Below are 15218 nucleotides of genomic sequence, written 5' to 3' on the forward strand. Positions count from 1 at the left end.
ATAAAATGAGTAAAGATAAAGTAATTAAGGCAATTAGTAATTCCCACAATGTAAAAATGACTGTTGTGGATGCAACTGAAGCACTAAATAACATTATCAAATTACATGAAACTAATCCATTAGCAATAATTGCTTTGTCAAGAGTTGTATTAGCAACAATTTTAATTGGTAGTGATATGAAAAATGCAACGGATAAAATGACAGCTATTATTAATGGAAATGGCCCAATTGGAACAATTATGGCAGAATATACTGGTCATAAAGTTCGTGCTTTTTGTGGAAATCCGCAATTTGATGTTGAACAAATTGACCGTAGTAACAACGTAATCTCGCAAGTAGTGGGAACTGATGGTTATTTACGAGTAATGAAAGACTTGGGAATGAAAGACAGCTTTTCTGGTCAAATTGAATTGATTTCTGGTGAAATTAATTTAGATTTTACTTATTATTTAGCACAAAGTGAACAGATTAAATCAGTAATTGCTTGTTCAATTAAAATGAATGATGATAATACAATTGCTAAAGCAATTGGTTTTTATGCGCAATTATTACCAGAATATAAGGATGAAGATATTGATTATTTAGAAGAAAAAGTTGGTAATTTAGAAAGTATTAGTCAGAAGTTGATTACCGAAAGTGATCTAACTAATATTTTTAAATTAATTGATGAAAATGCAAAAGTATTGGAAACTGATTCTGTGGTATTTGAATGTAGTTGTTCATATGAAAAAGCCTTGTCATCAGCTAAATTATTAGGTGATGAACAATTGAATGAAATTTTAGAAAAAAATAGCGAAGTTGAAATTGCGTGTGATTTTTGTCGTAAAAAATATGCAATTAAAGCTGCTGACTTAAAAAGTCTTTTAAAAGAATAACTTTAATAAATATAAATAAGTTGATAAAATTAAAATAATTTTGTTATGATATTAATATGATAAAAATTAATTGCAAAATGTAATGTGATATTTACCAGGGGAGGAAAAAACAAAATGGCTGAAATGGGGAAAGCACCTAATACAGAAGAAACAAAAACTAAAGGAAAGCAGTCTAAAGTAAAAGAACCAAAAGAGAAAAAAGAAAAAATCGATTATACTGCAGTTAAAGAATTTAAACAAAAACTAAAAGAACAAAAGAAACAAACTAAATTATATTCAAAACAAATTTTAAAAGGGGAAGTAATTTCAACAACTAGCACAAAACCAGATACAAGTAACTATGTTATTGAGTTAGTAGATGTTAAAAAATTATATATTACCGGAGAAGTTGAAACACCAGTTTTAAAAGGAATTGATTTAAAATTAGAAAAAGGAGATTTCATTGTTATCTTGGGTCCTTCTGGATCAGGGAAAACAACCTTGCTAAATATTATTTCAGGATTAGATAAAGTTTCAAGTGGTGATGTTTTTGTTATTGGTTATAATTTGTCTTTATTAAAAGATGTTGATTTAACAAAATTCCGAAGAGATAATGTTGGTTTTATTTTTCAACAATATAACTTATTAACTAATTTAACTGCAAAAGAAAATGCCGAAGTTGGTGAAAACCTAAGTAAAAATAAAAATAAAGATATGACAATTAAAGATATTTTTGAGACAATTGGAATGGAAGAACACATGAACAAGTATCCTCATCAAATGTCGGGTGGTCAACAACAACGGGTTTCGATTGCTAGAGCATTAGCAAAAAATCCTGACATTTTATTTGGTGATGAACCAACGGGAGCTTTAGATGAAGAAATGGGTCGGAAAGTACTTGAGATTTTAGTTGATGTTAATAAAAAATATAAAACAACAGTTATTATTGTTACTCATAACCCAAATATTGCTGATATTGCAAATACAGTTATTCATGTTCGTAATGGATTAATTGATCAAATTAAGAAAAATACACATCCTAAAAAACCAAGTGAAATTGATTGATCTTAATCTATGAAACTCTATTATTAGCGTTTTATAGATTTTTTTATTATAATAAATATAAATGTTTAAAAACAAAAAGGAAAGGAGTAGTGTCAATAATGAGATTGTATCAAGATTATGTTAATGAAAAAATGATTTGAAATAATGATGTTCCTTATTCTTCTAATATTGGTAGTTATGCTTTTTATGTTGCCTCTTTTCTAATCATTACGGGAGTTACTTTATTAATTAATTTCAAGTCAATGTTTAAATATAATAATCATAAAAACCAAAATTTTAACCAAGTAAATTATTTTTATAGTTGTATTTTGCCTTCTTAATGCCAGTGTTTTTTACACGAATAAAATTTGAAAGTGCAACTTTTTTATTACACACATATTTTTGATATTTTTTTATTCCAACCTGAATTTTATGGATTACTGCCATTTTAACTAAAAACAATTTTTTCTTTTTAATTACAAAAACAATTTTGTTAATTATTTTATTTTTAATTTTAACACCATGAACATTTTTAGTATCATTTAAAACTATTAATTACCTTTTGAATTTTATTTTATTTAATGTCTTAACTAACATTTTACGTAGTATCTTAGTATTATGTTTTATGCTTGTCGTTTTATTAATGGTAAAATTATGTTTCTTAAATTTACTGCAAAAAGTAATTACCAAGATTAGTGCTAATAAAATGGAAAAAACAATCTTTTGTTTACTTAAAATGCAACAAGCAACGGCAAAAACATTAGCAACAACATATGCAATGGATTTCTTTTTAATTTATCTTAATAGTTTGATTAATGATAAGAATAGCAAAGTTAATCTAAATGATGAAGATAATCTTAACGAAAAATGTGAGTTATTATTAACACAAAATGATAATAGTATTAAAGAAACAAAAATTATTATTAATGGTTGAAAGTTAACTTTACGAAATTAATTTTTTCTTAAATTTTTACTAAAAATTTAAGAAAAAAGGAAAAAAGATGAAGAAAGTTTTAAAAAGTTATATTAGAACCTATCTTAAACAATGAGTTGAATCATTAGGTTTAATTTTATTTGTGACAATTTTATCTTTGGCAGTAATTGGAATTTTAGCATCACCATTACAGTTGTCAGGTAAAAACAAAAGTATTAATCAAAAAGCAAATACTTGAAATTATAGTTTAATTAGTTCACCAACCAAATTTGAAAATGAGTTTACGTATAATTATTTTGTTAGTGAATCAACAGTCTATAATTTAGCACCAATTAAAGATTGAAATGGATTAGGAATTTTATCACAAGTTGGTTATGATGCTTTAAAAAGTAAAGATAATGATCCAATTGGAAATGTTGAAAACCAATTGGCATGGGCAGAAGATTTAAAAAATATTTTAAATAATTATTTTAATTATCCCGAAACACCAACTGATCTTAGTTATGGGGGAAGAACATTATTAGTTAGCGAAGTTTTTAATGATGCATCTTATTGTGTTAATAGTAAGATTATGGAAACATATCAAAATCAATTTGCATTATCAGTTGATTTAGAATTTTATTATGAATCATATCCGACCCCAACAACGATCACCCCGGATGGTTATTATTATATTACAAGTGGAACAAAAAAGGTTAATCCTATTTTAGGAAAATGAATTAATAATTTAGTTATGTTAAAAGGAGAAAATAAAACACAAAATAATGAAATTGTTGTTATTGATAAATTTGCAAAAGATAATAATTATCAGTTAAATGACAAAATTAATTTTTATAGTTTAGGAACATTGGTTTTAGAATTAAATCATCCAGTTATTAGTGGATTTGGAACAAAAGTCGATACTTTATCACAAGTCGATTATTTTTCAATGACTGGTGATGCTTCTAAATATGCTGCAGTTTTTGTTAATGACAATATTTTAAATACAATGTATCAAAAGGTTTGACTAAGTCAAAACAAATTAAAAGGTTTTAATTTTGGAATAAATCAAAAAGTTAATTTTTTAAATAATTCATCATTTGTTACTTTGCGTAATGCTTTTGCTCAAAAAATAACTTTGATAAATCAGTTTATTTAGCAAGTAGTGGTGTTTTAACGGCCTATGATTCATTAGGACCAGTTTCAAAGATTAGTTCAATGAAAGTAACAACAACAATTTACACTTTATTAGGAATTGGAATGATTGTTTTAGCATTTATTTTTATTAGCTTCGTGATGAAAAAAGAAATGAATAAAACAAGAAAACAATTAGGAATTTTTAAAGCACTAGGATATCGTACTAGTGAGTTGGTTTGAATTTTTACTGTTAAAACATTAATAACGATTATGGGTGGTCTAATTTTTGGATATTTACTTTCAATTCCGTTGCAAATTTACATGTATGGGCAATTTGAATCAATGGTAACCATTAGTTATGATAAAGTTTATGCTGGATGAGGATTCATGGGAATAATTTTTATCGTAGTTCCTGTCTTCTTCGCCATTGCTTCGTATATTACAACCTTTTTATATATTAAAGAGCCAATTCTATCATTAGTAAATAATGTTACAAAAAGTAATAAGGCAGTTCGTGCTGGTATTATATCACGGTTATTGTCAAAACGCGGCAAAGCATTTACTTGACGGTTACAACTTGCTTTTACTTCTCGAAATAAAGGTAAATTTATTTTAACAATTATTTTATTTTTCTTTTCATCATTATTATTAATATTAATGTTGGGCGTAACAAACATTGCTAAATCAATTACTGGTGGGATGTTTAATATGTTAAATAGTAAATTAGATCATACTTTAACATTTAATAATTTCCCACGAATTAACGGAAATGGTCAAACAAATGGGCAATTGGTTGTTAATGATCAAGAATATCACCAATATGATTTTAAGTTTAAAACTTATCATAACCTTAGTGATATTACAAAAACCAATCAGACAGCAGCGAATTTTCATGATGCCTTTAATAAAATTGATCCAACTTCACCAACGGCAGGACAACAATATATTGTTTTACTACAAAAATATAATGTTTAAAACCAGAGTGGTGATAATCAATATCTGTATTTAAAAGATTTAAAAACAATTTTTAGTGTAATGAATATTAATAATATTTTTCTTCAAAATAGAATTGATCCAAGTATTTATCCAAACTTAATGAGTTTAATGTTGAATGCAATTATGATGGATGATAGTACTAATCCAGTTGTAACCTTTAATGATTTTTAATACAACCCTAACCAAGAAACAACTTTCTATTCACTACCAGTTGTTTTAGACAGCAATCTTGATGAACCAGGGATGACAATTAAGGGACTTAATAATAATGGTAGTGTTGGAGGTTATTATAATAATGCATTAAATTGAGAGGGAGTTTCTCAACAACAAATTGATGAAATTTTTAAATCAACAAATGCACCAAATAAAATTAAAGGACTGACCTCTTACAAATTAGCACGGAATGCTAACTATAAAGTTGGTGATACTTTTAAAGTAAAAACAGAGACACCAAATAAAACTAGTGTTGAAGTTGAAGTTGTTGGGGTCATTAAAAATAATACGGTTACTGATGACATTTATACTAGTTATAATAATGTTATGTATAATTTATTTGTTGCAAATACAATTGATCCGAAACAACCAGAAACAAATATTTATAATGGTTTGTATTCACAACAAAAAATGTATCATGGTAAAATTGATTTAAAAAATATGGCACAATCAATTAAAAATTTATTAACTATCATAACTGCACATCACTAAAATAGATATTGCAAAATTAAAAATAATATATTACAATAAAAATAACTTTCAAATATAAACACTTAATTATATTGAAAGTTTCAAACTTTTTATAGTTTCCCGCTAAGAAACTTTTAAATGTAATTAAGTGTTTTTTTATTTGGAAGGAGTTTATAAAAATGAATAATGTTTTTATTCAAGATAATTTAACAAATAAAGGTCATAATGTAATTATGAATGATTTAAATTATGTTAAAAAAGAATATTATTTAAAAAAAGTCTTTTATGGTAATTATGTTAAAAATATTGTCTTACCGTTAGAATTAATTAATAATAACCCTCGTAATAAAACGGGAATTAAAAATACTGGAAAAAATGATAAAAAACTATGAAATAATCGCATTCGCACCCAAGGAAATTGTATTCGCAAAGCGTATCATAATTTTTCAAATTCAAAAAATTTAAGTTTTCTGACTTTAACTTATGCAGTTAATGAGAAAGATGTTAAAAAATGTAAAAATGATTTAAAGTTATTTTTTAATAATATTAATCGTTGATGAAACAATCCTATTCGTTCTAAACATCATAAAGGAATTTTAAAATATATGTATACTTATGAGTATCAAAAACGAGGAGCAGTTCACTTTCATATCATATTGAATCAAAAAATACCTAATAGTGTAGTACAACAATATTGAAAATATGGTATTAATAAAAATATTAAAGTTCGTGCAGGTTCTAATGAAGATGTTGTTAAATATCTTGCTAAATATATTGTAAAAACTGCTAATAATGATAAGTCGCAAAATCATTATGATTTAAATATTAAAGCGTATCAATTTAGTAAAAATTGTAAAAACCCAAGAGTAAAGGTTGGAGTTGTTGAGTTATCTGAACAAGATTTAATTTATTCAGTTAAAGATAACTTAAATTATTTTGCTTTTGGCGATGAAAACGGTTATAAAATTGGTTTTAGTTGTGATAGTTATTATGGTTTAGATAAGTTTAGAGAATATAAAAAATATGTTTCTGTTGATAGAAAAATATTTAAAAATTTAGTTAAAAATACTAATTTTACTGCTAAAAAAAGTCAAAATTTAAGGTGTTAAAATTAAAAAAATGAGTTAAAAACTCATTAAAAAGTGGCAGTTACCCGCTAAAACAACTGCCACAAATTAATTAAAACAAAAAAAAAAAAAAACAAGTTGGGGATGTATATTTTATAATATCTTTATTTTTTGTGCTGAAAATTTGACAATTTTAATTTTTATTGTATTATTAAATTAACTTAAACATTTGATTATGTTTGAGTTTCAAATCTTAAAAGGTTTCCCGCTAAGAAACTTAGATATAATTAAATGTTTTTTTATGCTTTATTTATAAAAACTTATTCAAATAAAAAACACTAATTTTGTATTATTATTTTTAATTAATCATTTTTTATATTTAAGTTTTAAACCTGAAATCTTTTAAGTAATTTAATTAAATTATTTAAAAGAAAAAGGAGAAATCTTATGAATGGATTTCTAGTACAGTTGATAGATATTTCAACTGATAAAATTATTAAGGATGATAAAGGTAATGAAAGTAAATGAGATAGTTATACATTTACACCAGTTATTAAGTTAGAAAATGGTACTGTTAAAGGTACAAAAGATTTATCAAAGTCAAAATGATTTAAAGTAATTGATGATAATTATTTGAAATTAAAACCTTATTTAGTTGATGGTAATTTATTTTATGTTTCGCTTAAATGAGATGGAAAAATTAATACAGTTGAACCATATGTAGAAAATAATAGCGAGCAAGATTTTATTAACAAATATTCTAATAGTTCAACAATATCAGAAAGTAATAGTTAATATGAAACAACAGTTATGTATGGTTTGTATTAATGATACTGTTTGAGAAAATGGTCCTACTTATTGCTGAAACTGTGTTAATGAAAATGTTGTTTTAATTAATCAATATTATTCTAGGTTAAACAATGAAAAAACAAACTAAATTATATAAACAACGATTAGAATATTTAGTTAATGTTATACATCAATGTTTACCTAGTAAAATACCATTATTTATGTTAAGAAAAGCATTAAAACATTTATTAAAAAAAGAAAATATTAATTTACAAATTCTTACAGAAAAAGAGTTTTTGATTTTAAATGAAAAATTAAAAGATAAATTTTTAAGTATAGAAAGGAATGATTAAAATATGGATAAAGAAATTTTAAGTATTGTATTATCTTGCTTGCTTTTATTTCCATTGGTTATTTCAATTATTTTTTCTTTGTGTATTGCATCAAAAGAACAAAAAGAAAATAAAAAATTAAAAAACGAAAAATTATCTTTGGAAATTAAAAAGTTAAAAAGAGAAATGGAGAGTGATTAATTTGGCGATTTTATCTGAAATTATTTTATTAATTATTATGGTTCCAATTTGTGCTTACTTTATTGCAGGAATAATAAATGTTATTAGAAAAAAAGAAAGTTCAATAATTTTACGACAACAAAAGAAAATAAGAAAATTACAAATTGAATTGGAAAAAAGAAAAAGTAAGGAGGTTAAATAATATGATTATATTTTTATATGTAATGGTTTTTATTACAATGTTTTTACTTTTAGGTTTTTATTTTGTTGATAGTATTATAGCCTTTAAACATCGCAAAGAAATTCAAAATAATCGTGCAATTATTAAGTCTCTTAAAGAACAAATTAAACAGCAACAAGTTATTAATAAAATTTAACAAGTTAATTATTAGTAATATTTTTATATTACTTTTTAACTTTTTAGGGGTTTAAAAAATATTATTTTTAATTAGAAAGGAATTACTATATGAATTTAATGGCAATGGATAGCGGAACAGACGGAATTATTAAAGCAATTGAGGCCTGAGTTGGTGTTATTGCAAATTGAGCGAAAGAATTTACGACTTGATTTTTAACATTTTTAGGTGCAAATGCAATTTTAATTATTCCTATTGTTTTAATGTTTTTAGTGCTTGGAATTGAAACATTAAGAAAATTAATTCACGGATATTAATATTAATAATTTTAAACCTCTAAAAAGTTAAAAAGTAAAATTTATATTGAATTTATGCAAATTATATTCGGTGCAGATATGCCCCCAGCATTAGCCTATATATGTTTTATTTTATTTTTAACTTTTATTATTGCTGTTATTTTTTGAATATTTAGATTGATATTTAGGGGGTTTAGTTAATGACTTGAAATCAGTTTTTAGATAAAGTTTATCAAGGTTTATATCAGTTTGCTTTTTTTATTCCAGCAAATAAATTAGGTTTGGTTGATAAAACTGTTGAATATTATGTTTGTATGATAGTTATATGATTATTTATTTTCTTTACTATATGATTTGTTATTTATATGGTTTCTAAAATATGTAAGGTGGTGTTTTAAAGTGTTAAATATTAGAAAATGAATTATAAATTGATATTTAATGAATTGATTTTTTACTTTAATTATGATTGTTTTAAATTGTTTAATTATATTTAAACCTAATATGTTTAAAGGTTGATTAAATATTGTTTTTTTAATTTTTGCTTATTTATTTAGTGTGTTTGTATTATTTTTATTTTTTAAAGATTTACGAAATCAACTTGCATTTTTTAAAACTATTAAACAAAGTCCTATAACAATGGTAATTGGCAGTTTAGGGAGCGGTAAAACATTATTAGCAACTCATTTATTAGTTAATTCTAAATATGATACTAAATATTCTAATTACCCTATTAAAAATGAAGATATCGCATTAGCAACTTTTGATATGTTTGATAATAATAATTTAAAAAACCCGATACCTTATAGTGAAAGTAATTTGGTTGTTTTAGATGAAATGGCGTTATATGTTCCTGCTAATGAGGTTAAAGATGGTGCTATGAAAAAGTATAGTGGTGTTATTCCTAGTTTAGTTCTTATGCGACAATATAATATTAATGTTGTATTTATTGGACAACGAGAAAAACACCATTGAGTAGAATATAGAGAATTAGCGACGGGGTTAATGTTGCTGTTAAGTTGTAAAAAACCACCTTTTCAATTTAAAGGAATATTAAAGTATTTTATTTGATTTTTTCCTAAGTTTAAGTTTCATATTGGTATTTTATAGTTTAGAAGATTTAGAAAAAATGGGAGCAACAAGATTAGTTGAAAATTTACAAAAAGGAGGTAAATAATTATGAATTTATTAACGAGTTGGGATGATGCTTTTAATGTTGTTATTGATATATTTATGAAAATTATGGACTGGATGTGAACTTTAAAATTACCAGCAACAGATATACCTTTATATGTTCTTTGAATTATAGGGGGTATTTTAGGAATTGTTATGCGTTTGGTTGGTTCTGCACCACAATTAAGTACAATGTCTCAAAATACTAAACAAGCAGCAGGAGCAATTGGAAAAATAAAACTTGGTATAAATGAAACAGATAAAGAGTTTTCAAAAAAAGGAAAAAATAATGGTTAAATTATTATGGTTTTTTTTCGTAGCAAGTATTATTGGTATAACATTTGTTGCAAATATTTTTTTAGCGTCAGAGACAGCAATGGCGACAATTAAACAGTGATTTAATAGTTCAAATGATTTTTATAAATTAATCGCTCATTTATTTATTATAGCAACTCATCCTATTTTTAGATTATTTATTGCTTTTGGAATTATGTTAATGATTATAAGAGTTATATTTGCAGTTAGATAAGAAAGGAAATACAGATATGAAAAAAGTTTTTATTATTTATTTTTATGTTATTTTTTTATTATTTTCTTTAATATCTCCTTTTGTTTTTATAACATCTAATTTAGATAATTTTAATAAAGTTAATTCCAATTTTTTATATTCAGAAAATTTAAAAAGTAATGATATTTTTAAAGATTGAAATTATAAAGAAGCGAGTGAATATGATTTTCAATCTAGTTTAATGTTGCGACAAGACTATTTTATGTAAGGTTTAGACCCTAGTAATTATGCGTTTAGTTTTGGTGTTGAAACTCCTTTTATTTCAAATGTGAGTGCTGATAAAAATGATGATAATTATTGATTTAATAAAATTAAAAACAGTGCTTGAAATTATAGATTAAGTTGAAATTTAGCAAATAGTTCTAAGAGTTCCGTAGGTAGATTAATTGTAGATTATCAAATGTCAACTAAATTATTAAATATTTTTGTTTATAAAAATGATGTAAAATATGAATTCACTTTTAATTGAGAAATAATACCATATTTGTTTATGCCGATTATTGGTAATCAAAGTTATCGGCATTTTGATATGAACTATTTAGTTTTAAATTTTAATTATAAAAAAATAATTAATATGGATATTCTTAAAAAATCTGAAAGTAATTATTATATTAATGATGTTAAACAAAATTTTTATTTATTAGATAATTTATTTCAAATTTTAGATTATTTTTATTCTAATGTTTTAAGAACTATATTTGATATTTCAAATTTTAAAGAGCAGATTTATTTTTCATCTGATAATGGTAATTTAGGTTTTGTATTTTTTATAAAAAATGGTTTTTTATTATATCCAAAATCAATGCTTTTTAATATTTTAAGATTTCCGGATACAGTTTCGGGTTATTTAGAACCGCAAGTGCAATTATATAATGCTTATACTATAAATAATACTAATGATTATTTTTCTTATTATTCAAATTGAGATTATAAAACTGATGTTTTGCCTTCTAATAATGATAAATATACTCAATCAATAAAATTATTAGATATGGCAGATAATTCAAAATATCAAGGTTTTAATTTAATTAGATTTAATACGACTAGATTAACAGAAAAAAGTGGCATTGCAATTTTGGGTTTTAATTTTAGCATTTATAATGCTATGGATTGAAATGATGAAATTAATGCTGGTGATATATGAAAATTACCTTATAGTTCTTGTACTTGATATAATGTGTTTTGTCATATAAAAAATGGTTTTATTTGAGCATTTAATACTTTGCCTGGTATTAAAGAGGTTGGAAAGTATGCTAATGCATTAGTAAATACAATGCAAAATGTTAATTTACTTTGAGATAATATAAGTAATTTCTTTGCTTTTGATATTGCTTTTAAATTATTGCTTGGGGCAATTATTACTCTTGCGATGTTTAATGGTATTTTACGATTTTTATAAAAACAAAAAGATACAAATACATACATAGACCAAGAAAAAAACAAGCAAACACCACGGTGCAAAAAATTTATTTTTGCCCGTGTGTTGTTTGTGGGGTACAGGTCGCGCAGCGACCTAGGGGCGAAGCCCCTTTCCTTGAAAAATATGGCACAATCAATTAAAAATTTAAAATTTATTGGCAATAATTTAGTAATTGCCGCTACGCATAATCAATCAATTTGAAACGCGTTACTTAATATCAATACGAAAACAGTAACCGCTACCTTAATCAGCAACATGGCAGGGGCAGGAACAACAGGGAGTGATTTTGGAATGTTGCCGTTAAATATTCTTCGAACATCAGTTGATGAGATGTTAACAAAAATGAATAGTTCAATGCTGATGTTTGAATTATTAGTTGCGTTAATTATTTTAATTTTATTATTAGTTGTAGTAATGGTCATTATTGATGAGTTAATTCCAATTATTTTAACAATGAAAGCAATTGGATATAACAATGGTAAAATTAACTTTGTTGTTATGGGTAGTTATGTCATTGGAGTTGTTATTACTTTTATTGTTGCTTGGATTGCTTCAAAATTAATTTGACAAGGGATTGGGGTTTTAATTTGCAGTCTTTTTAAAATTGTTTTAAATATTCCAATTGATATTAAAGGTACATTAATTGCTTTAGCTATTATTACTATTATTTTATTAACATCGTGATTTGTTGCAATGAATTCAATTAAAAAACGACGAGTAACAGAAATTACTAATTAAAATTACTTTGTTATTATAAAAAAGAACTAATTAAAATAGTTTTAATAATATTGTTATTAAAACTATTTTTAATGTTGTTTAAATTAATATTAAAAATAACTCTATATTTATTGAATTTATAGTTATTTTTTATTAAGATTTATCTAATGGCTATTAATTAAAGAAGGAATTAAAAAGATGAAAATAGGGAATATTGAAATTAAGGGGCAAGTTTTTTAGTACCAATGGCAGGAATTACAAATGAGGCATTTTGGATTATTTGTCATGAATTAGGGGCAGGATTAGTTTATGCTGAAATGGTTAGCGATAAAGCAATTTTGCAACGAAATGAACGAACTTTACAAATGATTAAAGTAAATAAATTAGAACACCCAATCTCAATGCAGATTTTTGGTACTGACGTTGAAACATTTGTTGAAGCAGCTAAATATGTTGATCAAAATAGTGACTGTGATATTATTGATATTAATATGGGCTGTCCGGCACCTAAAATTGCAATTAAATCGCAAGCAGGGTCATTTTTATTAAAACATCCCCAACGTGTTTATGAAGTTGTTAAAGCAGTTGTTGAAAACGTTAGTAAACCAGTAACGGTTAAAATTCGCATTGGTTGAGATGAGGAAAATATTAATTGTGTAGAAAATGCAAAGTATTGTGAACAAGCAGGAGCAAAAGCAATTGCAGTGCATGCTCGTACCCGTAATCAATTTTATTCAGGAAAAGCTGATTGAAGTTGAATTAAAAAAGTAAAAGAAAATGTTAGTATTCTAGTTATTGGCAATGGCGATGTTTTTAGTTGTGAAGATGCTAGACGAAACGGGGTGTGATGCGATTATGTTAGCTCGCGGTGCGCAGGGAAATCCCTGAATATTTAAACAAATTCAACATTTTCTTGATACTGGTGAAAAAATTGAACAACTGCCATTAGATGAATGACAAAAAATTATTTTCCGTCATGCTGAATTATTGTTAAATTTAAAAGGAGAACGTGTTGCTGCTAGTGAAATGCGAAAAAATTTAGCATTTTATTTTAAAGGAAAACCAGAGGCAACAAGTTATAAAACACGTGCAACACAAATAAATACAATATTTGAGTTAAAAACGCTTGTTAATGAATATATTGACTATTATAATAGTAGTAGTTTTGTTAAATAATAAAAGGAGAGTTAAAATGGAAAAACGTGATTTTACAGAACAAGAACAAATTAGACGCGATAAATTAGAAAAGTTAGTTAAAGATGGTCATAATCCTTTTATAATTGCAAAGTTTGAACGAACACATACTAGTAAAGAGATTAATGAACAATTTAATAATTTGTCGAAGGAAGAATTAAGTGCAATTGTTGATAAAACAGTAGTAAAAATTGCCGGACGAATTAAAACATTTCGTGAAGCAGGAAAAGCTACTTTTGCAACATTACAAGATCAAAATGGCATTTTTCAAATTTATGTTCGTAATGATGAAGTTGGTGATGAAAAGTACCAAGAATTTATTGACTTTGATTTAGGTGATATCATTGGTGTTAGCGGGATAATGATGAAAACAAATACTGGTGAATTAACAGTTCGTGTAGAAGACTTTGTGTTATTATCAAAAGCGTTATGTCCATTACCAGATAAGTACTATGGAATGACTGATATTGAAGAAAAATATCGTCGTCGTTATGTTGATTTGATTATGTCAGCTGAAACAAAAGATATTTTTATTAAACGAAGTAAAATAATTGTTTTAATGCGGGACTTTTTTAATAACAAAGGATATTTAGAAGTCGAAACACCAGTTCTTCAACCAATTCATGGTGGGGCTGCAGCAAAGCCATTTACAACGCATCATAATACATTAGATATGAATTTTTATTTACGAGTAGCAACTGAATTACCATTAAAACGATTAATTGTTGGTGGTTTTGAAGGGGTATATGAAATTGGGCGTTTATTTAGAAATGAAGGAATGGATACTCGTCATAATCCAGAATTTACAACAGTTGAAATTTATGTTGCATACCAAGATATGAGTTTTCTAATGCAACTAACAGAAGATACAATTTGTTATATTGCAAAAAATATTTTAAATAAAGATGAAACAGAATATGGTGGAGTAACAATTTCATTTAAGCAACCTTGGAAGCGTTGACATATGGTTGATGCAATTAAAGAAATTGTTGGAGTTGATTTTTGAGAACGAATGACTTTTGAAGAAGCAAAAAAAATTGCTAAAGAAAAAAATGTTCCAATTGAGAAATTTCATACTTCAGTCGGTCATATTATTAATTTATTTTTTGAAGAATTTGTTGAAGATAAATTAATACAACCAACATTTATTTATGGTCATCCTGTTGAAGTTTCACCATTAGCAAAAACAAATGCAGAGGATCCTCGTTTTACTGACCGTTTTGAATTGTTTATTAAAGGTCGTGAATATGCGAATGCTTATTCAGAATTAAATAATCCGGTTGAACAATATGACCGTTTTGTTAGTCAGTTAGCAGAACGTGACAACGGTAATGATGAGGCACAAGAGTTAGATATTGATTTTGTTGAAGCATTGGAATATGGAATGCCACCAACAGGTGGTTTAGGAATTGGGATTGATCGTTTAGTTATGTTACTAACAGGACAAGACTCAATTAAGGATGTCTTATTATTCCCTCACATGCGTCCAAGAGGAAAATAG

Annotated in this window: 23 protein-coding genes and 1 pseudogene; all 24 read left to right on the forward strand. The window is 25.5% G+C overall.

Translation table 4 applies throughout. The annotated features are described in order from the left end of the window. Window positions 1-5 precede the first annotated feature (5 nt). Entirely contained in the window at window positions 6-875 is an 870-nt protein-coding gene (locus ACOBWH_RS00075) for an Hsp33 family molecular chaperone HslO (RefSeq protein WP_424526555.1), read from the forward strand. 114 nt (window positions 876-989) lie between these two features. Then, a complete protein-coding gene (locus tag ACOBWH_RS00080) occupies window positions 990-1925 on the forward strand; it encodes an ABC transporter ATP-binding protein (RefSeq protein WP_424526556.1) in 936 nt (311 codons plus the stop codon). A 92-nt stretch (window positions 1926-2017) separates the two neighbouring features. After that, window positions 2018-2239, forward strand: coding sequence for a hypothetical protein (locus ACOBWH_RS00085; protein ID WP_424526557.1), 222 nt, complete (start codon window positions 2018-2020; stop codon window positions 2237-2239). Continuing rightward, window positions 2239-2853 carry a hypothetical protein gene (locus ACOBWH_RS00090; protein WP_424526558.1) on the forward strand — a complete coding sequence of 205 codons (615 nt, stop codon included), beginning with the start codon at window positions 2239-2241 and terminating at the stop codon, window positions 2851-2853. The genes ACOBWH_RS00085 and ACOBWH_RS00090 overlap by 1 nt, the downstream gene beginning before the upstream one ends. Before the next feature lie 46 nt (window positions 2854-2899). After that, window positions 2900-3970, forward strand: coding sequence for a hypothetical protein (locus ACOBWH_RS00095; RefSeq protein WP_424526559.1), 1071 nt, complete (start codon window positions 2900-2902; stop codon window positions 3968-3970). Between the two features lie 59 nt (window positions 3971-4029). Next, entirely contained in the window at window positions 4030-4923 is an 894-nt protein-coding gene (locus ACOBWH_RS00100) for an FtsX-like permease family protein (RefSeq protein ID WP_424526560.1), read from the forward strand. A 60-nt stretch (window positions 4924-4983) separates the two neighbouring features. Beyond that, window positions 4984-5115: a hypothetical protein gene (locus ACOBWH_RS00105; protein ID WP_424526561.1), complete on the forward strand. Its 132-nt coding sequence runs from the start codon at window positions 4984-4986 to the stop codon at window positions 5113-5115. A 72-nt stretch (window positions 5116-5187) separates the two neighbouring features. After that, on the forward strand, window positions 5188-5649 hold the full coding sequence (locus tag ACOBWH_RS00110; RefSeq protein ID WP_424526562.1) for a hypothetical protein: 462 nt from the start codon (window positions 5188-5190) through the stop codon (window positions 5647-5649). Window positions 5650-5807: 158 nt separating this feature from the next. Next, window positions 5808-6737, forward strand: a complete 930-nt coding sequence (locus tag ACOBWH_RS00115; RefSeq protein WP_424526563.1) for a rolling circle replication-associated protein — start codon at window positions 5808-5810, stop codon at window positions 6735-6737. Window positions 6738-7142: 405 nt separating this feature from the next. Continuing rightward, window positions 7143-7490: a hypothetical protein gene (locus ACOBWH_RS00120; RefSeq protein ID WP_424526202.1), complete on the forward strand. Its 348-nt coding sequence runs from the start codon at window positions 7143-7145 to the stop codon at window positions 7488-7490. Between the two features lie 125 nt (window positions 7491-7615). Then, window positions 7616-7837 carry a hypothetical protein gene (locus ACOBWH_RS00125; protein ID WP_424526201.1) on the forward strand — a complete coding sequence of 74 codons (222 nt, stop codon included), beginning with the start codon at window positions 7616-7618 and terminating at the stop codon, window positions 7835-7837. Between the two features lie 3 nt (window positions 7838-7840). Continuing rightward, window positions 7841-8017: a hypothetical protein gene (locus tag ACOBWH_RS00130; protein ID WP_424526227.1), complete on the forward strand. Its 177-nt coding sequence runs from the start codon at window positions 7841-7843 to the stop codon at window positions 8015-8017. Continuing rightward, complete coding sequence (locus ACOBWH_RS00135) at window positions 8010-8198, forward strand: hypothetical protein (RefSeq protein ID WP_424526199.1); 189 nt, start codon at window positions 8010-8012, stop codon at window positions 8196-8198. The genes ACOBWH_RS00130 and ACOBWH_RS00135 overlap by 8 nt, the downstream gene beginning before the upstream one ends. Before the next feature lies 1 nt (window position 8199). Then, entirely contained in the window at window positions 8200-8373 is a 174-nt protein-coding gene (locus ACOBWH_RS00140) for a hypothetical protein (protein WP_424526228.1), read from the forward strand. 89 nt (window positions 8374-8462) lie between these two features. After that, on the forward strand, window positions 8463-8669 hold the full coding sequence (locus ACOBWH_RS00145) for a hypothetical protein (protein ID WP_101519332.1): 207 nt from the start codon (window positions 8463-8465) through the stop codon (window positions 8667-8669). A 179-nt stretch (window positions 8670-8848) separates the two neighbouring features. Continuing rightward, complete coding sequence (locus ACOBWH_RS00150) at window positions 8849-9046, forward strand: hypothetical protein (protein WP_004027932.1); 198 nt, start codon at window positions 8849-8851, stop codon at window positions 9044-9046. A 1-nt stretch (window position 9047) separates the two neighbouring features. Further along, window positions 9048-9755 (forward strand): hypothetical protein, encoded by a 708-nt coding sequence (locus ACOBWH_RS00155; protein WP_424526564.1) that lies wholly within the window; start codon window positions 9048-9050, stop codon window positions 9753-9755. A 69-nt stretch (window positions 9756-9824) separates the two neighbouring features. Beyond that, window positions 9825-10115 (forward strand): hypothetical protein, encoded by a 291-nt coding sequence (locus tag ACOBWH_RS00160; RefSeq protein ID WP_424526196.1) that lies wholly within the window; start codon window positions 9825-9827, stop codon window positions 10113-10115. Next, entirely contained in the window at window positions 10108-10347 is a 240-nt protein-coding gene (locus ACOBWH_RS00165; protein ID WP_004027929.1) for a hypothetical protein, read from the forward strand. Before ACOBWH_RS00160 ends, ACOBWH_RS00165 begins: the two co-directional genes overlap by 8 nt. A 16-nt stretch (window positions 10348-10363) precedes the next feature. Beyond that, entirely contained in the window at window positions 10364-10594 is a 231-nt protein-coding gene (locus ACOBWH_RS00170; protein WP_424526565.1) for a hypothetical protein, read from the forward strand. Between the two features lie 60 nt (window positions 10595-10654). Then, on the forward strand, window positions 10655-11785 hold the full coding sequence (locus ACOBWH_RS00175) for a spiroplasma phage ORF1-like family protein (protein WP_424526566.1): 1131 nt from the start codon (window positions 10655-10657) through the stop codon (window positions 11783-11785). Window positions 11786-11929: 144 nt separating this feature from the next. Further along, the gene (locus tag ACOBWH_RS00180) at window positions 11930-12544 is read left to right on the forward strand and encodes an FtsX-like permease family protein (protein WP_424526567.1); all 615 of its coding nucleotides are present in this window, start codon (window positions 11930-11932) and stop codon (window positions 12542-12544) included. Between the two features lie 177 nt (window positions 12545-12721). Continuing rightward, window positions 12722-13699: pseudogene (gene dusB / locus ACOBWH_RS00185) on the forward strand (tRNA dihydrouridine synthase DusB). Between the two features lie 16 nt (window positions 13700-13715). Next, window positions 13716-15218 carry a lysine--tRNA ligase gene (lysS, locus tag ACOBWH_RS00190; RefSeq protein WP_424526568.1) on the forward strand — a complete coding sequence of 501 codons (1503 nt, stop codon included), beginning with the start codon at window positions 13716-13718 and terminating at the stop codon, window positions 15216-15218.

Source organism: Spiroplasma endosymbiont of Glossina fuscipes fuscipes, from assembly GCF_049669535.1.
Classification (GTDB): domain Bacteria; phylum Bacillota_I; class Bacilli_A; order Mycoplasmatales; family Mycoplasmataceae; genus Spiroplasma.